This window comes from Qipengyuania sp. 902 (genome assembly GCF_051195295.1).
Classification (GTDB): domain Bacteria; phylum Pseudomonadota; class Alphaproteobacteria; order Sphingomonadales; family Sphingomonadaceae; genus Qipengyuania.
Genome location: NZ_JBNJLJ010000005.1, coordinates 20,170 through 45,352, shown reverse-complemented (window position 1 = coordinate 45,352; position 25,183 = coordinate 20,170). Strand labels below are relative to the sequence as shown.

Here is a 25,183-nt window from a genome sequence, read left to right as displayed (position 1 = left end):
CATGGTCGAGATTTTCACGGTCGGCGGCGGCGAGTATATCGTCAATGTCCTCAACGCCGTTGCCGCCTGGACCGGCGCGGGCGGCTACAAGAGCCTCATTCAGGTCGCGCTGGTGATGGGCATGGTGCTCGCGGTCATCGTGGTCGCGTTCAACCAGGACTGGCGGGCTTGGCTCAACTGGTTCCTCGGTGCGACGCTCATCTACATGTGCCTGATGGTGCCGCGCATGGACGTCCACGTGACCGACCGGGTCAATCCCAGCCTTGCACCGGCAACGGTGGCCAATGTCCCGCTCGGGCTCGCCCTGATGGCAAGCTTCACCAGCCAGGCGGGGGACTATCTGACCCGCTCGGCCGAGCTCGTCTTCGGCCTGCCGGACGACCTCAACTACTCGAAGAACGGCATGATCTATGGCGCGCGGCTGCTTGAATCGACGCGCAGCTTGCGCATTTCCGATCCGGAGTTTGCTGCGAACTTCGATGAGCATGTCCGGCAATGCGTGTTCTACGATCTGCTGCTCGGCCGCTACTCGATGAAGGAGCTGTCCGAGAGCGACGATATTTGGACGACGATCGCACCGGGCAGCGCGGCGCGCGCGCAGAAATTCCTGACCCGGCAGGCCGACGACAGCGTGACGGCCTCGATCATCACGTGCCGCGAAGCCTACACCGCGCTGTCGGGGCAATGGGCGAGCCTTATTGACGAGATGACTCTTGTTGCGGGGCGTCAGCTCTATCCGCGCCAGACCGAAGCGCTCGCCAAGGCCAAGCTCATGGCCGACCTCCCGATTGCCTATCAGTATCTCACCGGCATCTCGCGCAGCGCGAGCGACATTTTCCGCCAGGTGCTGACGATCAATGCCATGAACCAGGCCATGCATGGCTTTGCAGGGGCGAGCGGAACGGGCAGTATCGACGTCTTTGCGCAGACCCGGGCCGATATTCAGACCGAGCGGACCTATTCCTCGATCGCGCACAACGCGATGAAATGGGTCCCGATCCTCAATGTCGTGCTGACGGTGGTGTTCTACGCGCTGTTCCCTGTCCTGTTTCCGTTGTTCCTGATGCCGCGGACCGGACCCATTGCATTGAGAGGTTACGTCACCGGCTTCTTCTACCTTGCGGCGTGGGGACCGCTCTTCGTCATCCTGCACATGATCCTGATGTTCAAAGGCGCGGGCGATGTCGCCGCCGCTGGCGGCAGCACGGGTCTCAGCCTCGCGACCTTTGCTGGCATGAGCGACGTCAACAGCGATATCGGCATCTTGGCGGGCTATCTTGTCGCCTCGATCCCGTTCCTTGCAGGCGGGGTGGCACGTGGTGCGCTGGCTATTTCGGGCCAGGCGACGAGTTATCTCAACCCAAGTCAGAACGCGGCCGAGGAAGCCTCGCGCGAAGCGAGCACCGGCAATGTCTCACTCGGCAACTCGAACATCGACAATTCGACGGTGTTTTCCCGCCAGTTTGCGCAGGGCAATCTTGCACCCAACATCGCCTATGGCGCGGCACAGACGCGTGGTTTCAGCGACAGCGGCACGCAAACCACCAGCTTCCCCGATGGCGAGTTCGCTGCTGTCCCGAATTCAAGCTATCCGTTCACGCCGACACTGGGGCAGGACTTCACCGGCCGCCTCGGAACGATGGCGAGCCAGAGCCGGACGCAGAGCGAGACCTATGCCAACCTCGCCCAGCAATCGACAAGCTCTGCGCTCACCCGGTTCAGCGAGATCCGCAATGCCTACAGCCAGGGTCAGAGCTCCGACACGGTCAGCGGCGTCGGCACGAACGACAGCATCGGCACGGCATTCAGCGAAGTCGACAATGCCTCGAGGACGCTTCAGCAGCAGTTCGGCCTGTCCCGGCGCGCGTCCGACGACATTACGATCTCATGGTTCCTCAATGGCGAGGTCAATGGTGGAGCTGGAGCCAATGTTGGCGTGGCGCAAGTGGGCGCCAAGGCAAGAGGCGGCCGCAATCAGTCATGGACGGACAGCGATATCGGGATCGCCTCGGAAGACCGCGGCAGGATCATGGGAACGCTGCGCCAGCTTTCGGATAGTCGCAACTGGTCGAATACGCGTGAAGGTTTCTTGCGCGAGACGAGCTCGAGTTCGGTTTCGCAGGTGTCGACCAACTCGTCGGGTCTCAGCCGATCGCTGACCGAAGCCGAGAGCTTTACGCGAGAGGCGCGTCGGGCCGAAGAGATGGCCAGCCGCCTCGAGAACCAAGCCAGCTGGTACGAGGCCAACAGCGCCGCAGGAACGCTGAACTTGAGTCAGGCCTATCGCGAATGGGGCATGGCCGAGATGGAAGCCAATCGCGACTATTACGGGCCGGTGCGCTTCGATGACATCGAGTTCCAGATGAGCGCGCGGGGTCAGCAGCTGCAATCACGGTTTGTCGAGAGCTATGCTGATCGGCTTCAGGACGACATCGAAGCCGACCTTTCATTGCCGGACTTCGCTCCTGTCAGCCGCCCCGGGATCGGAAGTGCTGGGCAGGTACGCGCAAGAGGAGCCGTGGGCTCGGCGGGTGGTCCCTCAATGCCCGATGCTCCGGATCGCTCTGGCATCACGGATGAAGTCGAGCGGGTTCGTCGGCAAGGTCGTGGCCGGATCGGAACGGTGAGAGGCTACCTGGATGGCCAAACAGAAGGCGCCACAGGTGCAAGCGAGGAAGCGGCTGATGAGGTGAAGGAGTGGGGTAATAGATGATTACAGGATCACGTCCTGAACAATCACAAAGACGACGAACCCGATCAAAAAGAACGCAGTGGTGAGAATCACTGCTCGAGCCCATCGATCGGCCCAGGCCTTCTTCCATGAGTATGACGTGAGGCGATTTTCGGTGATGGCACGATCGACTTCCTTGAAGCCCTCCCATTGGTGCTCGTCCTGATCAGGCCTTTGCTTCGTCATTGTGAATTCCTCGGTAAGCCTGCCCCATAATGTCGCACAATTGAGACCTTATGCCCCTATTTGCCGTTAATGTCGCGATTTCGAGACATTAGCGGATCTGCCAGATCAAAAGATCGAGCACCTTAAGATCAGTGAATTCCTTGAATTGGGGAAATTCTAGGTCGAAGCGCTGACGCAGGAGCGGAAAGCGATCGGCACGTATCAGGGCATCGAGGTGAGCCTGGATGGCTTGGTAATCATCAACAGCGTCGGCAATCTTTTCGAGCCCGGAGCCAGTGCGGGTCCGCAGTCCCAAATTGCTCCGCACGATCGAATCATAGACCGCTCTGGTCGGATCCACGGTCGCGATCAGCTTCGAGGCGAATGACGCTTCGACTCTCCCGGTGCTCTCGAAAATTGACCGAACAATCTCCCCAAACTGGATGTCCGAGTTGGACTTCTGCTGTTCAAAAATCCGGTAGAAACGGCCTCGCCAGTCGGCGTTTCTGCGGACCCCATAGAGGCCGTTGAAGGTTCGTTGGTAGGCAAGGTCCTCGTCGACATTTGTCCGATGGAGCTGGTCGACCGTATAGGCATAGCGCGAGAGGTCGGCATGGCGCTGCGCCAAGCCAGCTAGAGCGTCATCCGAACGCCTGAGCAACTCGGCAATCGTAATCACGCCTGATCATCTCCTCGATTTTGGCGCATTTATTTACACAAAAACTTTGCGCGATTGGCACATTAAATGTAGCCGTTTTGTTCCGCCCTTGCTATCAAAAATGCTCAACCGGCAGGAACAGATCTTGGCTATCGTTATCACCACGTGCACAAACAGGAAGCGAAAGCCGGTGGCTTCCCGGCTGCACGCGGGTGATCTTAAGAAGGGTGGTATCACCCAGGTCGCGGCAGAGTGGGGCGAACGGCTAGGCGAGGCCTGTCAGACCTATCCTGCGAGTTCGCTCTATGGCGGCAGGTCCTTCAGGGACTCTATGGTTGCCGCCGAGAAGGTCGGCGCGGAACTGCTGATCGTGTCAGCGGGCCTTGGCCTGGTCGGAGCACGAACGCAGGTACCATCCTATGCTTGCACCGTACTCAGCGGGGCAGACGATAGCATCGCCGCCCCTATCACCGAGGGATTCAGTAGAGCGAATTGGTGGAAAGAACTCGGCCAAGTGTCTCCGCACACGATGAAGCTAGCCGATGTGGCAGATTGCCGCACCGGCCTGATCATGGCCGCATTGTCCGATGGATATATCGAGATGATGCTCGAGGAGTTTCTGACGCTTCCGGAAGGACGTCGAGGCAATCTGCGATTGTTCACGCGCACACCTAGAGAGCGAATTCCAGTACAATTGCAGCCTTTCCTGATGCCATATGACGACCGGCTTGACGGCCCAGACAGCCCAATCCGCGGCACCCGTAGCGATTTCGCTGCCCGCGCCCTACTGCACTTCGTCGACAGCATCCTTTCCTCTGATGATGACCGCTCAGCCAACCAACATGCCGACGCCGTCGAAAGGGCGGCAAAGGACTGGGCTGAACCTCCAGTATTTTCCCGCCGCCGGCTTTCCGACGACGAGATCAGGCAATTGATGCGCCGCCATTGGCTCGAAACCAATGGGAGCACGACCAAGTTGCTCAGGCTCTTTCGGGATGAACTCGACATTGCCTGCGAACAGGGGCGCTTTGCATCGCTCGCAAGAGAGATACGGTCGGAGGTGAGCCATGGCTAAAGAGACATTGGCCATTCGTGCTGTTCGCAGCGAGCAAGGCGACGGAACCGCGGTTTTCGTCTTCTTCCTCGAAGGCGCGGACATCATGCGTATCGCCGATATCGCCCGCCTGCGGCGCGAAGAACAGGAACTCAAGGGCTTCCAGCGCAGCGAAATCAAGGCGCACGTTTCGGCAATCACGCAGTTTCTCGATAGCGGGAAAGTCCTCTTTCCAAACGCGATCATCCTGGCTCTTTCGGAGGAAGTGGAATTCGCGTCGGCACGCGGGCGCAAGCCCGGAAACATCTGCGAGATCGGCGACGCTGGCACACTGACCATTCCTGTTTACCCTGCAGGCCGCCGGGCGGCCTGGATCGTCGATGGCCAGCAACGATCGCTGGCCTTGGCGCAAGCAAAGGATCAATCGATCGCCGTACCAGTCGTCGGCTTCGTCTCGGATGAGATCGAGGCTCAACGAGAACAGTTCATTCTCGTCAACAAGGCGCGGCCATTGCCCAAACGTCTAATCGATGAACTGCTGCCAGAAGTGAGCGCTCTTCTGCCGAGGGATCTGGCTACGCGCAAACTGCCAAGCGCGCTCTGCGAATTGCTCAATCAGCATAAGGACTCGCCATTTCACAATCTGATCAAGCGGGAATCCAATGCGCGCTCCGGAACCGGTGTCGTTGCGGACTCCGCCTTGATCGAAGCGATGCGTACAAGCCTAAGGTCGGCGTCCGGGGCTCTCGGCCAATTCAAACGCAATGGCGACGGCACTGACGCCAATGCCATGTATGAAACGCTCGTTCTTTACTGGAGCGCTGTGCGCGACACATTCCCGGATGCCTGGGGCAAGCCGCCAACCCAAAGTCGCCTTATGCATAGCGCTGGCATCCGGGCGATGGGCGCCCTGATGGATCAGATCATGTTGCGGGTCGATAGCGCAGAAGACCGCGGGGCCGCGGTGCGTACCATCCTGAAGAAGTTGGCGAAGCATTGCCACTGGACCGAAGGGCGTTGGGATGCCCTCAACCTGATGTGGAATGAAGTGCAGTCAACGTCCCAACACATCTCAAAGCTCACTGACCATCTGATGCACCTGGAACGCGACCTGGCGAGGGGAACCTCATGAAGTTCATCTTCGCCGACAGTCTGGATTATGTCGATCCGGCCTTTGACTTCATTGCCGACCGCAGTCCTGCGGAACGGCAGCCCTATTGGGACGACGCCTATCCTCACGAGATACTTGGCTATGCGCCCTACGACGGGGTGCTCGTGTCGAAAGGCATCGTCGGCGACCATCGCGTCAAAGGGAAATACACGGCCAGCCAAGCCCGGCGCTTCGAGTTGGTTGGCGCGCGAAAGTTCCTGAGGCTCGACAAACCGGAATTCGCGCATCTCGACATCTTTGGCGACTGCGGCGCATTCACCTATGTCAACGAGGAGCGTCCGCCCTACTCGCCTGCCGAGATCGCTGAGTTCTACGATGATTGCGGCTTCACACATGGCTGCTCGGTTGACCACATCATCTTTGACTTCGATGTTGCTGCAAAAGGGCTCGATGGTGGATCGAACGACGCCAAAGATCGCTTCGAGATAACGCTCGAGAATGCTGATGCTTTCCGACGCGAAGCCAAAGCCATTGACGCACTGTTCGAGCCGCTCGGCGTTGTTCAAGGCTGGTCGCCCGATAGCATGGCGGAAGCTGCGCGCAGGCTGGTGGCGATGGGGTATGATTACCTCGCGCTCGGCGGCATGGTCCCGCTCAAATCACCCGAGATCAAACAGTGCCTCGCGGCGATCCGAGAAGTCGTACCACCGGCGACACGCCTCCATATCCTTGGCTTCGCGAAGGCCGACGACATCGATAGCTTCCACAGTTACGACATCGCCAGCTTCGACACGACGTCGCCGCTCATTCGCGCGTTTAAGGACGCGAAGCAGAATTACTACCTGCCCGGCAATGGTCTGGGACTGCGTTATTTCACATCGATCCGCGTACCTCAGGCGCTGGAAAACCCGCGCCTTCAGAGAACGGTCAAGCGCGGTGTCTTTCGAGCAGAAGATCTGGTCACCATGGAAAGCGCGGCATTGTCGAGCTTGCGCGCGTTTGATCGGGGCGAAGCCGGTATTGAGGAAACACTCCAGAACGTCCTCGTCTACAGCGCGCCACTCGTGGAAGAAAAGCCGTTTGAAGACTGCAAGAACGCGACCAGCATGGTTCGCCTGGCGACGCGCTATCGCGATACACTTGAGAGCAAACCTTGGAAGCAGTGCAGTTGCTCGATCTGCGAACATGCGGCTGTCGATGTCATCATTTTCCGGGGAAGCAATCGGAACAAGCGTCGCGGGATTCACAATCTCGCGGTCTACAAGGATCATATTGAGAGATTGGATTTGAAGCGTGCCCTCACCTAAGCCCATGCAATACCTTGCCGTGACCGCGGAACAGAGCAGCGAGCATCGGGTCCTCGTGTTTGCGGCCAAGGCATCCGACATTCTCAAGTTTGCATCGATTGACCGCATTGGCCGCGATGCACAGGGCGAACTCAGCGGCTTCCAACGGCCACAGGTTGCTGCTCACATTCGAGAAATCCAGGACTACCTGATCAAGCCAAACTCGGTCCTTCCCAATCCGATCGTCGTCGCCTTTACAGATCATGTCGGCGTTGAGGATTTGGGAGATGGATCGGCGCGCCTGACGATCGACGTAAGCAAAGGGACACCGGGACTGGTTGTCGATGGACAACAGCGGCTTTCTGCCCTGAGCACGCTGGAGCGTGATTTTCAGGTCTTCGTGTCAGTCCTGATTTGCCAAGACGAGGCAGAGCTGCGTCGACAGTTCGTGCTCATCAACAACACCAAGCCGCTGCCCAAGTCGCTGATTTATGAACTGCTGCCTACTGTCGATGATCTTCCGGCGCGGCTCAGCAGGCGCTCGACGGCTGCCGACCTGACCGCCCGGCTGAACTTCGAGAACACCTCGCTCAAGGGCTACATCCGTCAACACACCTGCCCGGAAGGGATCATCGCCGACACCGTGATGCAGAAGATCATCATGGAGTCGCTCGCCAACGGCATCATGCGCGACCTGATTGGTCGGCCCAAAGGCGAAGACAAGTGCGTGCGGCTTGTCTCGAATTTCTTTGAAGCTGTGAAACGGGTTTTCCCGGACGCTTGGCATGGTCACAAGCCAAAGACTTCCCGGTTACTCCACGGCGCCGGTATCCAGGCGATGGGCGATGTCATGGAAGTGCTGGCCCAAAGGGTTGATGCCCGATCGGTCGATGATTTCCAGGCAGGCATGGAATGCCTCAAGGACAAGACCGCGTGGACATCCGGCGACTGGGAACTCGGCGGCGAAGTTCGGCGCTGGAACTCGCTGCAAAATGTCAATCGCGACGTTGCGCTGCTCAAGCACTATCTCATTGGCATCCTCAAGGCCGATCTCAGACAAAAGCGGCGAGCAGCACCAGCCCCGCTCTTCGAAGACGCGGCTGAATAGCCATGGCTTATGCGGTCAAAGAGATATTCAAAACCTTGCAGGGTGAAGGTGCTCATGCGGGGCGCACGGCTGTTTTCTGCCGTTTCTCGGGCTGCAATCTTTGGTCGGGTCGCGAACAGGACCGCGCGAGCGCGCAATGCTCCTTTTGCGACACCGACTTCGTGGGTGTGGATGGGACCGGTGGGGGCCGTTTTGCGGACGCGGAATTGCTGGCACAAACAATCGCTGATGAATGGGCTGGCTCGAATGAGAGTCGCTATGTTGTGCTCACAGGTGGTGAACCGTTGCTGCAGGTCGATGCGCCTTTGGTAGATGCACTTCATCGACACGGTTTTGAGATCGGGGTCGAGACCAATGGTACGCGTCCTGCCCCAGAAGGCATCGATTGGATCTGCGTTAGCCCTAAAGGGGAAAACGAACTGGTCTTACGGTCGGGCAACGAACTGAAGCTCGTATTCCCGCAGGTTGGCGCGCCACCTGAACGCTTCGAAGACCTCGAGTTCGAGCACTTCTTCTTGCAGCCAATGGATTGCGCCGAGGCCGGCCAATGCCTCGATGACACGATCCATTACTGCCTCGAAAATCCTCGCTGGCGCTTATCGCTCCAGTCGCACAAGCTAGTCGGAATCCGCTGATGTACGAACTCTCGAAACAATTTCGCTTTGACGCGGCTCACACACTCGATCGGGTCGTCCAAACCGAGTCCAGCCGCAGGATCCATGGTCATAGCTATCGCGGCGAGGTCACGCTCCGTGGAAGGCCTGACCCTGTAAGCGGTATGATTGTCGACGTTGGTATTCTGGAGAAAGAACTCGAGAGCGTTCGGGACGCGCTCGACCATCGTTTTCTGGACGACATCAACGACCTTGGCCCGGCAACCATGGAAAATCTGTGCCGTTGGATCTGGAACAGGCTCAAGCCCGAGTTCCCGGCGCTTTCGAAGGTCAGTGTCTACCGCGACAGCAATAGTGATGCGGTCACCTACTGGGGCGAGGAAGAGCTTGCATGATTGCTGACGAGAAGGCTCTCGTCCTTTTCTCCGGCGGGCAGGATTCCGCAACTTGTCTTGCTTGGGCACTTGAGAAATTCAGCGCTGTCGAGACGGTAGGGTTCGACTACGGGCAGAGACATCGGATCGAACTGGAATGTCGTTCAGAGCTTCTCGCGCGGATTGTTGAGATCAATCCAACCTGGAAAGAGAGGCTTGGAGCCGACCATACGCTCGATCTGTCGGTTCTCGGCCAGATCAGCGAGACGGGACTGACCCGAGACGCCGAGATCGCCCTGCGCGAAGACGGATTGCCGAACACCTTTGTGCCTGGCCGCAACTTGTTGTTCTTCACTCTTGCGGCGACGCTCGCATTCAGACGCAAGGCTCGACACATGATTGGCGGCATGTGCGAAACTGACTACTCTGGATATCCTGACTGCCGCGACGACACACTCAAAGCTTTACAGGTCACGTTGAACCTAGGGATGGGCAGTCGAAGCGTGATCCACACGCCCCTGATGTGGATCGACAAGGCTGGCACCTGGGCATTGGCGCAAGATCTGGGCGGCGACCTTCTCTTGGATCTGATCACAGAACATAGCCACACCTGCTACCTTGGCGAACGCACAGTTCGCCACGAATGGGGCTATGGCTGCGGAACGTGCCCTGCTTGTGAGCTTCGAGCACGAGGATATGAGAGTTTCCGCGAAGGCACCAGGTCTTGACTGACTCTGGCACCACTTCCGACGATGCTTCAGTCGCTTCTTCGACCAATGAAAGCGGCGGGCCCGAGATCACTCCGTCAAAGGTAAAGACCGGCGCAGGCCTCCATGCGCTTCGTGCGACGGTGTTATCGTTTTTGGATCGGCCGATAGACTTCTACCCGCGCCTTGAGGCTAAGGTTCGCAGCGTTCCCTCGGATGAAATCGTCAATCGGTTCTACAATCCTAAGCATGGAGTAATGGCCGCCTGGGCCAAGATCGACCCCAATGATTCCAATCTTGATAAAGCGGTCGACCTAGCCAAAGCATCACTCCAAGAAGCGAAGGCGCAAACTGAATATCAGGATCAGAAAGCGACGCGGTTGCTAACGGTCTCAACCTTTTTGACTGCTCTCGCTGGTGCATTCTTCGCGTCATTTTTGACGAATTATCCTCTAAGAAACTTGCAAGATCAGGTCGGAGCAGAATGGTGGCTTCTTTCGGCCACCTACATCTCATTCCTCCTCTTTATCTTGTTATCACTCGGAGGGGCGCTGGTTACCTTTCATGCGTCGCGCACTCGCTTCAAATATCCTTCTGAAGCAACAGTAGATAGCCAGTCAGGCAGAGCCCGCTCCTTTCTGTTCTTTCGCGAAATAATTGGCGTCACCCCAGAAGGTTGGGCGAATTCCTTTGTAAATGTTGGAGAGTCTACAGGAACCATGACTGTAGAAATCAACCCAATGCTGAAGGTAGAGTACCTCAAAAACTATGTTAGCGAAGCTTACCTCGTTGCCGCCAAGACAGCAGAAAAGTTACGGTATCTTCAGCCTGCTCAGAGTCTTTTATCTTATGCACTACGTTGCTTGATAGTCTATGTAATGTTGCTCGGCTATGTTCTGACCTGCGTGGAACCGACAAAGCCCACCCCACAACCGACTGAAGTTGAGATGATCGGGGGAACTCTTCACGTGGACGCTTTGATTGAACGCTCGCAGACTCCAACTCAACAGCCAACTCCAACCAAAAAGACTGACCCAGAGCAGTGATTAGGGCGAGCGAACTCGTCACAGTTTTTGTCGATGCAGACAACACTCTGTGGGATACAGATAGAGTGTTCGCGAGCACTCAGCTCCGCTTGCTTCACGACGTTGAGGAGTCACTCGGACTCACGTGGCCAGATGAAGATCGTCTTCAATTCGTGCGGGCAGCAGACCAAGAGCTTGCCTCCCTACATCATGATGGCTTGCGCTACCCGCCTGCATTGCTCGTACGTGCCCTAAGCTTGGCCCTGGATGGAATGGATCCGGTTCGGGCAGCGAAAATTGCGTTGCATGGAAGCGAGCCTGCAAAGATCTATGCCGACCAAGAAGGCGTAATCCTCAACCGCTATTTTCAATCTCTGAAGGCACTTCCACAACTTAAGAAGGGCGTTGCAGACGGCCTTAGGCAGATGAAGGAGCTTAACTGGAACATCTTGATGGTCACAGAATCTGCTGTGACGCGAGCAAGGGAAACTGCCGACGCTTTGAGCATCTCTCAATTCTTTGACAGAGTACTTGAAGGCCGCAAACGCCCCGAACTGTATCAAAGAATCCTGAAACTAGTTGGCTCTCCGTCCAACGCCTACATGATCGGTGACCAAATTGATCGCGACATTGCACCAGCGAAGCAGGCGGGGCTCAAGACAATCTACTTCCCCGGTGGCTTTAAGCCCCGTTGGCACGACGAGGAGGCCTCGCCGCCTCCCGATTTCGTGATCTCCGATTTTAGAGAAGCTGTGCAAATTATTCGCTTGGAGCACGCATGCTGACTGCGGAAGCATGGTGCTGCGCCTAGAGGTTTGGCTTTATATACTTGATTGCCAAAGACCTTCAGTCGATGAAGGGGCACTCCAAATTCTCTCAATCCGTGGGGCGTAGATTTGTCAAAAGGGCTCAGCGGTTCGACTATTAAATCGTGGTTCCAATACCGCTGCGAGCGCAAGACGCGCTATGAGCTCATGAATGCCACTGAGCGGGCTTCAATCCCGATTGGATCAGATACCCGCGAGCAGAGTTGGGCAATCCTCGGTGTAGACTACGAAGATCGAGTGGTGTCCAAACTAGCGAGGCAGCGGCAGGTTCACCTCAATGGGTCCGAGATTTGCCTCCCAACGGCAATCACCAATGCCTTCCTAAGAGGCGAAGGGAGCAAAACGTTTGCAGCTCAGGTGAATGTGCGCCCGAAACAGATTCCCTCTGTGTTTGGCGAGATTGCCGATTTCAACCTGCGAGACACATTCGCTGATCTCGTTCGCCGAGATTTCATCGATGGCAAACCGAGCTTCACGGTTATCGATATCAAGGCGACCCGCGCTGCTCGGTCTTTCCACAAGACCCAGGTTGCTTACTACGCGATTTTGTTGAGCCAGGTCCTTTCCGAGAGGAAAATCGAGGGAACCGTCTCCCAGTTTGGAGAAATCTGGCGAATTCCTGATAATGGGGATGCCTCTGGAGACGGCTACCAGGTCGACAGCTTCCCGCTTGCTCCATACATCCGGCTCGTCGAGAGCTTTGTCGGGCAGACGCTGCCCAAGATTGCCGCGCGAGAAGTGTCACCTGGCACTGACGAGACCTTTTTCCATCTATATTTCAAATGTGAGCAATGCGCCTATTTGACGCACTGCTTGACAGCAATCGATCCGGAAAGACCGCCCAACAAGCGGGACGTCTCTGCTGTGGCGGGTCTCTCACACGAAGGGAAGAGAGCCCTCCTCGATCACGGCATACGATCGGTCAAATCCTTGGCAGAGCGGGCGCAAGGCATCGGCAAAATGGATGGAGTCGGTTGGTCGCTTTCACGGCGAGCCGAACAACTGATTGCCCGTGCTCGCGCAATCAATGCCGGCCATATTCAAGCTGGGGCCGAAGAGCAGACTTTTCTGATGCCTCCGCGTTCTGACGTCTCAATCTACTTGCTGGCCGATCATGATCCAGTCGATGATGGTCTGGCGACGCTTGGCTATCTATTGGTCCGAGATGGAACTGTTGAAGAGACCATCAAAGTTCTTCCGACGGCTGACAGGAAGGCGGAGGCCGATGCGCTGATCGAGGTGTTCTCGAAAGTTATCGCCGATCTCCAAATCGTTGACGCGCACAATCAGGCGCTCTCCGACGATGATTCAGGTGCCTTATTCGCACATATCTATCTCTATGAGCCGAGCGAGGCGAACGCGCTTCAGAACGCGGTGAAGAGACATCTGTCCGACGCGAGGATCAGGACGGGTCTCTTACATCTCGTCCGCATATTTCCACCTGAAGAACTGGTGCCAGAGCCCGAGTTCAGGGGCATGAACCATTTGCCTGCGACTGCGGTGAGGACAGTTATCGAGCAGCTATTCGCGGTCCCAACGGCGGTATCCTATGACCTGCGGCAAGTATCACAGGCGATGGCAAACGATGGGCTCATCCCAAAGCCCTATGCCCCTAGCGAACCATTCCATCGCCCGTTTTCCTCACTTCTTTCAATTGAAGTAACACGTGGAATCCGAGAAGGACGCAAGGACCATGTGGCCATAGCCGACGTCGAAGATGACGTTCGAGGCCGATTGAATGCCCTTCGCGAAATCGTCGAGTGGCTGCAGAAAGACAATCGCGACCGCACTGATCGCAGCGAGCGACCCACTTTGCGATTGAACAAGCTACCCTTCCGTTTGCAGGCAACCTTCGACCCGCTTGAAGCCGGTGACCTCGATATCCTTCGCGCTTTGGAATTGTTGGAGAATCGAGCCGGAATGCTGGATACGTTGATCCGTCTCGCAAAGCCGGCCTCGTCCCGGCGCGATAGTGGCAACGCAATCGGACCGCTTTTTCTTATCGGAATCAACAAGACCAAAATGGGCCGAGTCTTCGTGTTTCGACGACCCGCCGAAGCTATGGACGTTGATCTTGAGGGTGGGCTGGGCCTCGTCTTGAGCGATGGGAGCCCTGATGTACTCCTCGATCCGCGCCGATGGCCTGACCTGAGCTGCCAGCTGATGGATCCTGGACCGAACGATGACACAGGAATGCTCAGGGTCGGTGTCTGGAATTCTGTCTTCGATAGTCCAACGATGAAAGACCTTGTGCGCCGCCTCGACAGGGATGGGTGGTGGATTGACCGAACATTCGTCGACTTCAATTCGCCCAAGGTGGCACGCTTCATCGACTATCTTGCTGGAGAAGCAGCATGAGTGTTCGCACTGACGTGCTGCGGTTCTTGCAGGAGCCGAAAGCGTTCTTCGATGATGTCAGCGATGGCGATGTTTGGCTCGCAGGCCTCAATGAATTTGCCATCCCCTCGATCGAGGAGAAGGGAGACAGGCATCTCCGGGAGGCTCAAGTCAGTGCCTGGGAAGGCCTCGCCCACAGAAAGACAGGATTGATCCTTGGACCGCCCGGGACCGGGAAGACGTTTTTGCTCTCCTGGCTGATTGCTGGCTACTGTGCGGCCCGGCGTAAAGCGGGGTTACCAGCCCGAGTGCTCGTCACGGCGTTCACTCGCAACGCGATCGGAAACGTTCTTGATGCTGTGCGGGATCGGCAAGTGCTGCATGATCCGAGCGCACCGCCACCGCTTTTCCTCGGATCGCCGCCAGCAGGAGGGCTCGCGGACGGCGTGCTCACCTACGGCGCAAAGGAGCAAGGTCAGGTCATCGACCACCTCAATTGCGGCGAAGCTGTGACGGGGATGACAGTCTGGTCTCTCTACAGACTTCTGACGACAGGTACTCCGCCGGGTGGCGATGGCATGAGCGCTCCGCTTTTTGACCTGGTCTGCATTGACGAAGCCTCGCAGATGGTCCTCGGACACGGTCTACTTGCTATGGCTGGACTGGCCGATGCGGGGCGCGTGGTGGTTGCAGGAGACGACCAGCAATTGCCGCCCATCAGAGCCGGTAGACCGGTAACCATCGAAGGTCGCGAATTGGGCGGATCGCTTTATGCGTTCATGAAATCGGTTGGTGCCGACGAATTTGCGCTGGAAGAGACCTTTCGTCTCAACAAACCTCTCACATATTTCCCCGAGAAGACCTTCTATCCCGGCAAATACGTGTCGCGTTCTGAAGCCAGTAAGCTTGAATTGCGCGAGGACTGGCAAGCTGACTTGTCACAAACCATACGCTTGGCGCTAGCACCTGATTATCCGCTCGTCGTCCTTCTCCATGATGGCCCCACTGCCGCTACCGCGAACCCGTTCGAAACACAGATCGCGAGTGAGATTGCAGCCGCATTTGCCCACCGCCTGACAGCTGATGGAACTCCGCCGTCCGATCTCTGGAGCAAACGGCTCGCGATCGTCAGCCCGCACAGGGCGCAAAATGCGGCGATTAGAGCGGGGTTACCTGACTCCATTCGAGCCGACGCGTTTGTTGAGACAGTCGATCGCATTCAGGGCAAAGAGCGGGATGCAGTCATCCTATCATATTGCGTGGCGGACCCAGAATTCGCACTCACGGAAGCTGAATTCATATTTTCGCCTGAACGATTGAATGTTGCGGCGACGCGAGCGGGAAAGAAGCTGATTGTTATTGTCAGCAAGCGCCTCCTGGAAGCCGTACCATCTGACCAGGAACTGCTCGATAAGGCAGAACTCTTGCGCGAGTTTGTGTTTTCCTGCCCCTCGATCGTGACCTCTCAGATACAAGGTCCCGCGGGACGCTCCGTAGCGATTGATATCAGGGCGAGGGGCTTCGATGACAACGAAGCCGACGTTGATCTGACGCCTGATCCGCCGCCGGTGGAAGTGAAACACGAGATGACCGACCTGGCACGAGGTGTCCTCGAAGTCATCAATCGGCTCGCACTCGACAGCGCATATGGAAATGCAGCCTTGTCAAAGGTCAAGAGTGCCATGGCCTTACCGGCTGAGCCATTCGCTGAAGCGTGCCTGCTTCATCACCTCGGATGGATTTCGTTACGCCAACAACCCCGGCGCGATGGCGGTGAACCCTTCTGGGTCGCAAAGCCATTCAAGGAAGCTCGCAAGGTCTTCAGTGTAGACTACGACACCGTCAAGAGCCGCATCGAGATGTGCGTGCGCGAGGCCAAGACCAGGCGCTATGCATTTTACACGGACGTGCGCGATCGCTTTGCTTGGATGGACAAGGAGCGCAACGATCTTTTGGCTCCTGTAATCAGTCGCCTGGAGGAAGAAGATTTCTTACGCCTCGAACCTGTAGGCAACTCGTTTGCGATCGTTGTGAAGGCACTTGCAGAACTCGATTCTCTGCCGGAGCCGGAAGAGTTGGATGGGCTCGGCGACGAGGATTTTGCAGCGCTCAATCGCTTGGAAGAGCTCGAAGCAAGTCGCATCAATTTCGGGGTCTATGACAGCTGGGTGTCGACGGTCGAACTCGCTCGAGATCTCAAGGTTCCTCTCGACCAGTTGACCGCATCCTTGTCCAAGCTTGAAGCGCATGGCCACTTGCTTCTGGCGGATGAAGGCAGAGTGCGCAGTCGCTTCGCGGAGATTGGACGAGAACTTAAGCACGTTAAGCAGCGCTTTCGCAGCGACGATGCAGACACACGCCCCTATTTGGTTCGGAGCCTAAAGGCCGTCCTTCGAGAGCGAAACAAACCCACCCGATCCATTCGTTTGGCAAGCGCTTTCGATCAGGCTTCGAAGGGCACCGATTCCTCGATGGGACATGCTCTTTCGGGGATGGCGCGCGTTCTGCACGAGTTTTGGGGCGAGGAAGCAGCCTTAGCGAAATTCCAGGCCGACAGCCTGACGAGTATCGTTGCGGCCTGGCGCGGTGAAGGAGAAGGCGCTTTTTCGATCGCCGCTGACACAGGGTCAGGGAAGACCGAAGCTGCAGTATTGCCGCTGATCGCGGGAGCTTTGGCTGACGGCATCGACGGGGTGATGGGCACTCGTGCGATCCTAGCCTACCCACGCATTCGACTGGCCGCCAATCAGGCACAGAGATTGGCCCACTACTTGTCGATGTTCGGAGCCGACCAAGAACTCCCAAAACTTACCCTCGGCCTTCAAGTGGGTGAGGTTCCTTGGGACTTCGAACGAATTCCAGAAAGGCTTCAATCCCTTTGGAAGGTTGCAGGGCCGAACGCGTTTGTCTTCCCATTCTTTGCTTGTCCTAGCTGTCAACATGAGCTGATCCTTCGGCCAAGCGCAGGAGCCAAGGGCGCCGACCTCCTGGCCTGCAACGACTGCAAATGGTCATTTGATGGGTGGATCGGCTCGAAGACTCGGTTGGCCGAAACGCCCCCTAGCCTCTTCCTGCCGACCACCGATAGCTTGCACCAATGGCTTCATGATCCAAGATATGGTCGCATTTTTGGCGACGACATGGACTGTGCGGCTCCGCGTGCGCTTCTGGCAGACGAGATCCATCTCTACACCCATATCCATGGGGCTCAGGTGGGCCTTGCTCTCCAGCGCTTGGCAGCGCGTGCGCAGACTTCGAGAACCGATGGAAAGCCAATGCTGGCGATCGGGATGAGCGCCACGGTTGGCGACCCTGCGTCAGCATGGTCGAAGCTCATCGGCCGCGATCAGATAAAGGTCATCCAACCGAGCGAAGAAGATGCCGAACCAAACCCGAGAGGGCGTGAATACTTCTACTTCGTACAACCTGAGGTTGAATCTCGCGGAGCAGACATTGCCGGTGCATCTACGACCATCCAATCGCTTATGTGCATTGGCCACGGCATGCGACGACGAACCGGATCTGATGGCGGCTTTCGCTCCCTCGTATTCTTCGATTCAATCGACAAGATGCGGCGTCTGCACAGCGCATTTATCGACGCTGAGGAAGGAAGAGAGCTAGCTGCTTATCGCACCCGCGCATATGGAGATGATGCTGCCGGGGAGCCTCAGACAGAATGTTGCGGACAGCCGCTTGGCTGCGGAAGGTTCGCGGATGGGGAATGCTGGTGGTTTGCCGCAACTGACAATCGGCAAGTCGGCGCGAAGGGAAGAAGAACGCCGGGCCAACCGCTCGCGGTAGCTTCGTCGCCAATCTTCTCTGGTACTGGCGGTAACGCGGAACGCCTTGTGAAAGGCTCGGATGTAGTGTTCGCAACCTCCTCACTCGAGGTTGGGTACGATGATCCGGACATCACCCTCGTTTACCAGCACTATGCGCCGCTCAACCTCGCCAGCTTTGTGCAGCGAAAAGGCCGCGGCGGACGGGGCGCAGACGACCGGCCCACAACTGCGGTGACGCTCTCCATCTATTCACCTCGCGACAACTGGTGGTTCAATAGACCTCAAGACATGGTCTCGCCTGTCGGCTTCGAGGCTCCGCTCAATCCATCAAATGCGTACGTCCGGCGAGGCCAGGCGGTGGCGACATTGCTTGACGGGCTTGCTCGGTTCGAACGAAGGGGTGGAAATGCGCTCAATCAATTCGGACAGCCGAACTCCGATGCCTTGGCATCGGCGAAGGACTTGCTCGATGTCATGTTCGGTGGAGCGATCTGGGACGAACTTGGGGTAAAAGACGCAGAGGCGCTCTGGGCAAAGGCAACTGAGGAGCTTGACCTCACCACCTGTGACACCATCCCCCAAGTTCGGATGGCTCTAACATGGGTGCCGGGAGCACTGTTCGAGACCATCAACTTGCCGACACTCGACATCCTGGGCGAGGATGTTGTCGGGGGAGAGCGTCAAGACATTTCGCTGGCATTATCGACGGTCGCGCCAGGCAACGCTACGAGGCGCTTTAGCGGACATGCCGTCCACTGGATTGCGCCGAACGAAGGCAGGGCACCGTGGTTCGGCGAAAGCGATTACCTCGGGCGCGGTGGTCAAAGCCTGCGCGCATCGACGGAAGAGCTTCTAACCGAATTACCCATCGATGCCCGAGAGGCATTGGCAGATGTCCACGAAACTCTGTTCAGGCCGAGGGCTATCACGGTCAGTCGCCTCGGACGGATGCAAGGCGCTGAATGGGTCGGCGAGATCTGCCTGAAGCAAAATGACCCTCGCCAATGGACAGATGTGACGAGGGATGAAACCTCTGTCCGCCATGATAGCCGGGGAGAACTAGCAGGCTTCGTCCTAGTTTCCGCCAACTGCGAACCCGCCGAACTTCTCTCAGTTGAGGATACCAATGGCAAACTCAGCAAGCTCGGCGTCTATCTGGCAGGCGTCACCGAGAACAAATCTTCGGGTCTCGACATTGCGAGAGTTTATTGGGGGGCCGACGCGGAAGTCCGCTTCGATTCACGAGAAACTGAGCCAGTCGCATTTAATCAGACCTTCGTGCATCCCAAGACGCAGCGTGCGTTGCTGCACGGCTACAAGGTTACCACTGAAGGAATTCGGTTCGAACTCGGAAAGGACGCCATCGATCTGGCTGTCGAAGAGACTTTCGCGAAAATGGAACGCGACCAGCAGGAGCGCCGCTGGCGAAGCGCACAGTTCACACGCTACCTAGTAGACAGTCGTGCCCGTTCTATCGGGATTAATGCCTACGAAGCTCGTCGCGGCGCAGATTTACTTGTGGCCGCTGCCGGCGACACCGAGCTGCGCACCGAACTCGCCAAGCTAGTCCGTAGGCGCTGGGATGATCGGCGCTTTTCATCCCTGCTGGAGGACGCAAGGCAGCGAGTGCTTTCCTGCCATCCGATGATGACGCAGCGCCGAGTAGAGCGAACTGCGGGCTTGCTCGCCAATGCCAGGTTTCGAGACATGCTCGATCAAATTTTGACTGAAGTTGGCGATGAGCAAAATATGCGCGGCTATCTGAGGAGTTCGCTGCTGCATGGCCTTGCACTTCGTTTGAAGTCAGCAGTAGCGATGCTTGGCGGAGGCGATGAAGGCCGCATGTTCGCGCATGTTCGTCTGCCCCTCCAATTCGGCCAGGATGCGGAAGATCTGATTACGGTTGCGGAAGCGGGCTCTCATGGAGACGGCACGATCAGATCCGCGGTTTCTCAAACGGACAAACTTATGCAGATCTGGTCGAACCACCAACTCTGCGAATGTGGCAATGCAGTCGAAGACGCGATGCTTCGAGTTTTCTGGAGCCTGCGTTCAAAGCACGACCAATGGCGCAGCTTCAACCCTCGCGACCCATCCGCGCTAACGGCGATATCGCAAGAGCTGAGACCAGGCGCCGATAGGCCGCTTCCGGCTTCGATTTCCCGTGTCTTGTTTGGAACCGAGAGCGTCGGCGCGGAGACATTTTCCCTATATGATATCGCGGAAGACGTTGAACAGGCGCGAGATCGGACCATCGAGAGAATGGGACGAATCCCGACCGATTGGGAGCTTGCCAGTGCCGCTGTGACTGATGCTGAAAGTGGGGCAAGCGGCGAGTTAGCGCGGTTGTTGGAAGCTTATGGCCTCCTCGACGAACCGGACGAGGAATCCTTTAGTCCCACGGCCAGGCTCGCGGAACAGGTTTTCCGTTTGGGAGCATCGCTTTGTCACGATGGTTGCAGGGCTTGTGTACACCAGTCGAGCGACCTCATGGGTGACTCCCTGGTCTATGCGAGCACCAGTCGGACACTGCTGGAACGCTTCCTAGCCTAAATGGGGCGAACTTTGAGGACATCCAAAGAACCATGTTCCTCGAGCCAAGCCCAAACTTCATCGGTCACGTGTTGCAAAGTTGCCTGTTCGTTTGCCAGAGCGTTGATAAAGAGTGCGACGTCCCCATCGCCCAACTCGTTTTCACGCTCAGCCTGTAGGGCTTCATAATCAGCAAACAATTGCTGAATTGTCGCAAGGAATTCTGAGGCCCTTGCTCCGTCTTGGACAGCAATAGCCTCTCGGCCACATTTCGCCATTTTGCTGCCGAGATCCGATTGCCCCAGCAAGCGATCGAGTAGGTCTCCAATCGGTATCAGCGATCGAAATTGCCTCTGGACAATGTCATCCCAACGGGCGCGGAGGTCTCTATCCAGTCCGTTCAGTTCGCGATTGAGATCCTGTTCATACGCGAAAACCGCCTTATCGAGGGCCGTGACATCGGCGGACTCCTCCAGCTGGTTGCCGACATCCCAAGCAAGCTCAAGCACGTCGCTCAGCTTCTCTGCTCGTCTCGATTCAGAGGCATAGTCAAGGCGTGTCGCGATCTCTCTCAGCGCCTCGATACGCTTTACCCGCTCTGCTGCCGACGCCAGACTTGTCGTCGCCTTTCCCAAGTTCTCGCCGAATTTTCGCTGCTCGACTGCTGTTGGCAGATCGGTCAGGAGATGTTCGAGTTCTGCAAGTGCATCAGACATCGACTATGCTCACATCCTTAGTCCAGGCCGGTAGCCAATTTGATTTGCCGCCCGATCTCGTGAATTGCGGAGAGGGAGACTCCCTTTCCTGAAGCACTGACGCAGTCGCGCGCATGATCGCGCAACTCCTGGACAGCCTTTTCGCCTGATCGAGCGAGTTCAAGAATATCCTGAAGTTCGCGTGCTGGCTGTTCGGACAGCCAGGCAATTCGCAGCGGAAGCTTAGCCGGAATTTCATCGTCATCGAGAAAGGCGTCGATCAATTCTTCGACTGCAGGGAACCGCTCGGAGTTGCGCTCGATTGCTCGCGGCAACTCTGCCTTCCAGCTTGCAACCAATTCGAATGCCACGTTTGGAAGCAAATTCGACGACTGCGTGATTGCCTTGTCCAGTCGATCCAGATGGCTTTCGATTGAAGCCTTTCGCAGCAAGAAGTCGAGCGCTTCGGCGCGATCCTTGACCTGTTTGAGCTCAACAGATGCGATCGTAGACCGGTTCTTGTTCCAGTAACCGGCCAACTCCTTGGCTTTGCGCATGTTCTCGGGCAGCCCGAGGTCGGCCTCAGGCGCTTCAACCATGAAGCCGCTGTCCCTCAATTGGATGATCGCCGCCAGGGTTTCGCTTGAATCGATCAAGCCAGGCGATTCCGTCGAGATGAGTTGCCTCAAGTCGACTCGAATGCGCTCGTGCCAGTTCTTGGTAGCGTTCAACCAGTCGTTCCACGGCTTGGAGCGCGCGCCAGGATCACTGACAGCTTCATCTTCATCACTGAGTATGTTGCGCAGTTGGTCGATCGGCTCTGCCTTCGGATCGAGCACGCCTCGCAGCCATGCCCGAGCCTGGAGAACCTGCGTCATGGCGCCGGCCGGAGACCAGATCTTACTGTCTTCCGTCAATGGCAGGCGGCGTTCGAGATAATCGACCGCGAGGGTTTCCAGGCGGCGCATCAGAATTGACAGGTTCCGAAGATGGAAAGCCCGATCCTCGGTACCAAGTGTATCCCGGTCGATATCGAGAGTGAGATAACTTTCAAGCCCGACACGAACCCACTCTTCTGGCGGAATTACCAGATAGTCGCGCGATCCGGACGTGCTGCCGTGGAGCTTGACCATCTCCTGTGTGATGATCTTGTCGAACAGGAAGGGAGCAACGCCGGTCGAACGCTTATCGAGACTATCGACGAGTAAGTGCAGCAAGCCATTCCATTGGCTCGCGTTCTCAAGTCCTTTGCCTTGCACCCATTTGGCGAGATCGAGCCGCATCTGCTCGCGCTTGTTGCGAGTGGGCCCGCGGTTGCGAGGAGGGACGCTCGTCCGGTTCGTATTCCTCGAAGTGACCTCAGATATGAGACGCCGCCTTTGCTCACCTGGCTCTGCGACTTCGGTTTCCTTCGTTTCCTCCGTGGCTGGCGATGGTTCTTGAGAGGGAGGCGCAGGTGACGGGGCGACGGCTGGCCCAGCCATCGTCGCCTCATCTTGGCCAATCCAAGGCAGCCCAAACGCCTCGAAGATCGTTCGGGTAACGCCAGCGAAAGCGAGCTCGCCTTCGAGTTCGACCGTGTCAGCGGATTCTGGATTTCCCCAGTAGGTAACCAGCCGGCGGAATCTCCGCGCCTGATCATCGTCTTCGATTTGAGCGGCAATTATCTGCCCGAGACGGGGTGCCACAGCGATATCGGGCTTCCGTGACGGCTCAAACGCCGAATGCTCGATCAGAGGTCCAGGGAATCTCTGTTGTTCCAAGAGTTCCGGCTGCGAGAGGTTCGGTACAACAACGGCCTGCAATATACCGCGCGGCGTACGCCATGTCTGGCCATCATCATCCACCTTGAGCGCTTCGTAGAACCTCGCGAGAGCTGTTTCCGTAAAGGGGAATAGTCCAACACCTTCGCTATCGCCGAAAGTCTTGAAACAACTCTCCTGTTTAGCGCAGGCATTGCAGGGATTTGGCGGTGGCTCGAGCCCGCTTGAATCTTGGTTTGCTGTTCGCCAGGCTCTCAAGGCATCGGATCCTGCACGCACCGCGTTAAGATAGCGCGATACGAAGGCGACACGTTCTTTACCTTCCAGATCGTCGACATCGCCTCCGGCCATTTCGCCCAACCGGATCTCATGCGTGATCCGTTGGCGATAGTTGGCCTGAAGTTGTCTATAGTACGCGGGCGTAAGGCCAACGACCGAGATCAATGGACAAACGTCCTGCTCCGCCTCGTCTCCTCGTGCCGTAGTGTTGAAAACCAGCACGTCGATCAGGCTGTCATCGAGGCCTTCCCAACTTGTAATATCCTCTAGCAGAAGGACGAGACGCATATCCCGGGTTGCCAACGCCTGTCGGACCTTTCGGAAAAGGGTCTTGAGACCCTGTGCAGAAACGCCAAGGACATTCTGGATTGCATCGTTTCTTCGGCGATTCAGCGACGCGATCAACTCCAGTGTAGTAGGAATTTCGTCCGCAATTTCACTGGCGATTTCGTCGGGAAGCCAGTTGTCGCGCTTTAGGCTCTTGATCTTGTCGGATTCGGTCGCGAGAGCACTACCGAGTTTCTTGGCTCCACCTAGGAGTTGTGACGCATATTTGTAGGCGATGTCTCCAAGTTCAGCGACGTCGAATACATTGAAGGAGGCGCTTTGCTGATCACGGTTGCCATCGGCTCCGTCCAGCAATGTCAGTATCCGAGAGGGAGCAGACCATTGGCTCCGTATCTGGCTGTTCCCGAGCAATTCATCTGGGCGATAGCGCTCGCACCACCGTTCGTCAGGCATCTCTTCCTCGAAATGCCCTGGGGCCATCATCGCAGAAAGCGTGTTCAGAAAGATATTGGCTCGCCCCTGCAGGGTCGCTCGCTGGGGCGTGCCGAGCCCTTCGAAATGCTCGTGAAATTCTTCAGGGAGACGGTCCTTTAACTGTCGCAGAGCTCCTTCGAGACTCCCGTCTGCGCGTCTCAGAAGGAGCTTTACGTCTTTACCTTTCGGCCAATTGACCGAGAGCCATCGTATCAGGTGTGACTTACCTGATCCCGGCTCACCCTGAACCACACAAAAAGCATGCTCTCTATCGGGATCGGATAGGGAAGTGAGTACCGCCTGCTCATCTGCCCCCTCCAAGTCCGCCGCGCTGGTGCCACTGACCTCGAAACCATGGATTGGCGTATGTGTCGCGAGAAAGACTGCATCATCGCCCTCAAGGGCTTCTGTAACCAGCATCGAGCGCGTTTGTTGTGCGGTCCAGCAAACGCGGAAAGGATGTTCACTCATCAGTGCTTCACCTCGGGCCAGATTTCGACCTCATCGAAGCTTACGCTGCGCGTGGTCGGATCCGGGCAAAGCGAGATTGCATCGGCGGTATCCCGCGACAGCTTGAGCGAGATCTTCCCTTCCGAACTCAGGTCCCGCAGAGCGTTGCTCAAAACCGCTGAAAGCGTCCTGGTGTCTGCGGTGTAGCCTTTCCTTGCGCATGCCTGCCTAAACAGTCGCCCCCTATCCAAGTAAGGACACCGGTTCGCCAAGAGGTCAACAAAGGCTCCGGCCGGCATGGAAGTTTGCTCTTCGACGCCGGCTCTCCGCATCTCAATCTCGATCCGCCTCGCCGGCAAAGGATAATCCACCAGCCTAGCGTCAGGCATCTTGACGCTCAGTCCCATGAAGAGCAGCCAACGTCTCCACGCAGGGACTTTGGTCGGATTCATTAGCCGCCCGTCCTCGTCCTCGCCGACCAATCCAGCATCCACGAGATCGGCGAATTCAGCAGCCCCCAACTCATAGAGCCAGCCCAAATCACGCCGGGAATGGCTTTCGACCACCAGCCACGCATAGGCTTCGGCGATGACCGCTTCGATATTGCCTTCATCTCGACTGCAAAGAAAATCGTGGACGTAGTCCGCCAACTGCGCCGGTGTCTTTAGCTCGCCCACATCGTGCAATTGGATCTCGTCTCCATTGCGTTCGACCAGTTCCAGCGCTGTCGCGGCCCCTGTTCCGTTTGCGGCATTGGTCGCCTGAGCCGCGACCTGCTGCCCTCCAGCGGAATAGCCAGGGTTTAAGATGGAAGAAAATTCACCGCGCGGAAGTCTCCCACCCAGAGCGCCTAGTCCCGCAATCAAAGACCAGACACGCTCTGGCGTACCTTGAGGGTTAGAGAGAATACTCATTCCTAGAAC

17 protein-coding genes are annotated in these 25,183 nt (G+C 57.1%); 12 read left to right on the top strand and 5 right to left on the bottom strand.

From position 1 onward, the window contains the following. Position 1: 1 nt before the first annotated feature. Positions 2 to 2,713 (top strand): conjugal transfer protein TraG N-terminal domain-containing protein, encoded by a 2,712-nt coding sequence (locus ACSH0F_RS13995; protein ID WP_435203760.1) that lies wholly within the window; start codon positions 2 to 4, stop codon positions 2,711 to 2,713. On the opposite strand, the gene ACSH0F_RS13990 is transcribed toward ACSH0F_RS13995, so the two are convergent. Further along, entirely contained in the window at positions 2,714 to 2,917 is a 204-nt protein-coding gene (locus ACSH0F_RS13990; protein ID WP_435203759.1) for a hypothetical protein, read from the bottom strand. Positions 2,918 to 3,005: 88 nt separating this feature from the next. Then, the gene (locus ACSH0F_RS13985) at positions 3,006 to 3,575 is read right to left on the bottom strand and encodes a hypothetical protein (protein ID WP_435203758.1); all 570 of its coding nucleotides are present in this window, start codon (positions 3,573 to 3,575) and stop codon (positions 3,006 to 3,008) included. Between the two features lie 124 nt (positions 3,576 to 3,699). Between ACSH0F_RS13985 and ACSH0F_RS13980 the strand changes: the two genes are divergently transcribed. From ACSH0F_RS13980 to ACSH0F_RS13930, 11 genes are all read left to right on the top strand, one after another. Continuing rightward, on the top strand, positions 3,700 to 4,629 hold the full coding sequence (locus ACSH0F_RS13980) for a hypothetical protein (RefSeq protein WP_435203757.1): 930 nt from the start codon (positions 3,700 to 3,702) through the stop codon (positions 4,627 to 4,629). Next, on the top strand, positions 4,622 to 5,740 hold the full coding sequence (gene dbpB / locus ACSH0F_RS13975) for a DGQHR domain-containing protein DpdB (protein ID WP_435203756.1): 1,119 nt from the start codon (positions 4,622 to 4,624) through the stop codon (positions 5,738 to 5,740). Before ACSH0F_RS13980 ends, dbpB (ACSH0F_RS13975) begins: the two co-directional genes overlap by 8 nt. Then, complete coding sequence (dpdA, locus tag ACSH0F_RS13970; protein ID WP_435203755.1) at positions 5,737 to 7,026, top strand: tRNA-guanine transglycosylase DpdA; 1,290 nt, start codon at positions 5,737 to 5,739, stop codon at positions 7,024 to 7,026. Before dbpB (ACSH0F_RS13975) ends, dpdA begins: the two co-directional genes overlap by 4 nt. Before the next feature lie 4 nt (positions 7,027 to 7,030). After that, positions 7,031 to 8,113 (top strand): DGQHR domain-containing protein DpdB, encoded by a 1,083-nt coding sequence (gene dbpB, locus ACSH0F_RS13965; RefSeq protein WP_299306780.1) that lies wholly within the window; start codon positions 7,031 to 7,033, stop codon positions 8,111 to 8,113. Between the two features lie 2 nt (positions 8,114 to 8,115). Next, the gene (queE, locus tag ACSH0F_RS13960) at positions 8,116 to 8,748 is read left to right on the top strand and encodes a 7-carboxy-7-deazaguanine synthase (protein ID WP_435203754.1); all 633 of its coding nucleotides are present in this window, start codon (positions 8,116 to 8,118) and stop codon (positions 8,746 to 8,748) included. Next, positions 8,748 to 9,122, top strand: coding sequence for a 6-carboxytetrahydropterin synthase (locus tag ACSH0F_RS13955; RefSeq protein WP_224812447.1), 375 nt, complete (start codon positions 8,748 to 8,750; stop codon positions 9,120 to 9,122). The genes queE and ACSH0F_RS13955 overlap by 1 nt, the downstream gene beginning before the upstream one ends. Further along, positions 9,119 to 9,829, top strand: a complete 711-nt coding sequence (queC, locus tag ACSH0F_RS13950) for a 7-cyano-7-deazaguanine synthase QueC (RefSeq protein ID WP_435203753.1) — start codon at positions 9,119 to 9,121, stop codon at positions 9,827 to 9,829. The genes ACSH0F_RS13955 and queC overlap by 4 nt, the downstream gene beginning before the upstream one ends. Continuing rightward, on the top strand, positions 9,826 to 10,854 hold the full coding sequence (locus ACSH0F_RS13945) for a hypothetical protein (protein ID WP_435203752.1): 1,029 nt from the start codon (positions 9,826 to 9,828) through the stop codon (positions 10,852 to 10,854). The genes queC and ACSH0F_RS13945 overlap by 4 nt, the downstream gene beginning before the upstream one ends. Beyond that, positions 10,851 to 11,618 (top strand): HAD family hydrolase, encoded by a 768-nt coding sequence (locus tag ACSH0F_RS13940; protein WP_299310420.1) that lies wholly within the window; start codon positions 10,851 to 10,853, stop codon positions 11,616 to 11,618. Before ACSH0F_RS13945 ends, ACSH0F_RS13940 begins: the two co-directional genes overlap by 4 nt. Positions 11,619 to 11,729: 111 nt before the next feature. Further along, positions 11,730 to 14,018 (top strand): hypothetical protein, encoded by a 2,289-nt coding sequence (locus ACSH0F_RS13935; RefSeq protein WP_435203751.1) that lies wholly within the window; start codon positions 11,730 to 11,732, stop codon positions 14,016 to 14,018. Next, complete coding sequence (locus ACSH0F_RS13930) at positions 14,015 to 20,332, top strand: AAA domain-containing protein (RefSeq protein WP_435203750.1); 6,318 nt, start codon at positions 14,015 to 14,017, stop codon at positions 20,330 to 20,332. The genes ACSH0F_RS13935 and ACSH0F_RS13930 overlap by 4 nt, the downstream gene beginning before the upstream one ends. Here the strand turns inward: ACSH0F_RS13930 and ACSH0F_RS13925 are convergent. From ACSH0F_RS13925 to ACSH0F_RS13915, 3 genes are read right to left on the bottom strand one after another with little or no spacing between them, the layout of a single operon-like run. After that, positions 20,329 to 21,027, bottom strand: coding sequence for a hypothetical protein (locus tag ACSH0F_RS13925; protein WP_226792107.1), 699 nt, complete (start codon positions 21,025 to 21,027; stop codon positions 20,329 to 20,331). The genes ACSH0F_RS13930 and ACSH0F_RS13925 overlap by 4 nt on opposite strands. A gap of 17 nt (positions 21,028 to 21,044) precedes the next feature. Further along, positions 21,045 to 24,281, bottom strand: a complete 3,237-nt coding sequence (locus tag ACSH0F_RS13920) for a hypothetical protein (protein WP_435203749.1) — start codon at positions 24,279 to 24,281, stop codon at positions 21,045 to 21,047. Then, positions 24,281 to 25,174, bottom strand: a complete 894-nt coding sequence (locus ACSH0F_RS13915) for a hypothetical protein (protein WP_226792113.1) — start codon at positions 25,172 to 25,174, stop codon at positions 24,281 to 24,283. The genes ACSH0F_RS13920 and ACSH0F_RS13915 overlap by 1 nt, the downstream gene beginning before the upstream one ends. Between the last annotated feature and the right edge of the window lie 9 nt (positions 25,175 to 25,183).

Bases quoted from the DNA above. Each gene is read 5' to 3' on its own strand.
- ACSH0F_RS13990 (WP_435203759.1), bottom strand. From the start codon at position 2,917: ATGACGAAGCAAAGGCCTGATCAGGACGAGCACCAATGGGAGGGCTTC.
- dpdA (WP_435203755.1), top strand. From the start codon at position 5,737: ATGAAGTTCATCTTCGCCGACAGTCTGGATTATGTCGATCCGGCCTTT.
- ACSH0F_RS13995 (WP_435203760.1), top strand. From the start codon at position 2: ATGGTCGAGATTTTCACGGTCGGCGGCGGCGAGTATATCGTCAATGTC.
- ACSH0F_RS13930 (WP_435203750.1), top strand. From the start codon at position 14,015: ATGAGTGTTCGCACTGACGTGCTGCGGTTCTTGCAGGAGCCGAAAGCG.
- ACSH0F_RS13955 (WP_224812447.1), top strand. From the start codon at position 8,748: ATGTACGAACTCTCGAAACAATTTCGCTTTGACGCGGCTCACACACTC.
- queE (WP_435203754.1), top strand. From the start codon at position 8,116: ATGGCTTATGCGGTCAAAGAGATATTCAAAACCTTGCAGGGTGAAGGT.
- dbpB (WP_435203756.1), top strand. From the start codon at position 4,622: ATGGCTAAAGAGACATTGGCCATTCGTGCTGTTCGCAGCGAGCAAGGC.
- queC (WP_435203753.1), top strand. From the start codon at position 9,119: ATGATTGCTGACGAGAAGGCTCTCGTCCTTTTCTCCGGCGGGCAGGAT.
- ACSH0F_RS13915 (WP_226792113.1), bottom strand. From the start codon at position 25,174: ATGAGTATTCTCTCTAACCCTCAAGGTACGCCAGAGCGTGTCTGGTCT.
- dbpB (WP_299306780.1), top strand. From the start codon at position 7,031: ATGCAATACCTTGCCGTGACCGCGGAACAGAGCAGCGAGCATCGGGTC.
- ACSH0F_RS13925 (WP_226792107.1), bottom strand. From the start codon at position 21,027: ATGTCTGATGCACTTGCAGAACTCGAACATCTCCTGACCGATCTGCCA.
- ACSH0F_RS13920 (WP_435203749.1), bottom strand. From the start codon at position 24,281: ATGAGTGAACATCCTTTCCGCGTTTGCTGGACCGCACAACAAACGCGC.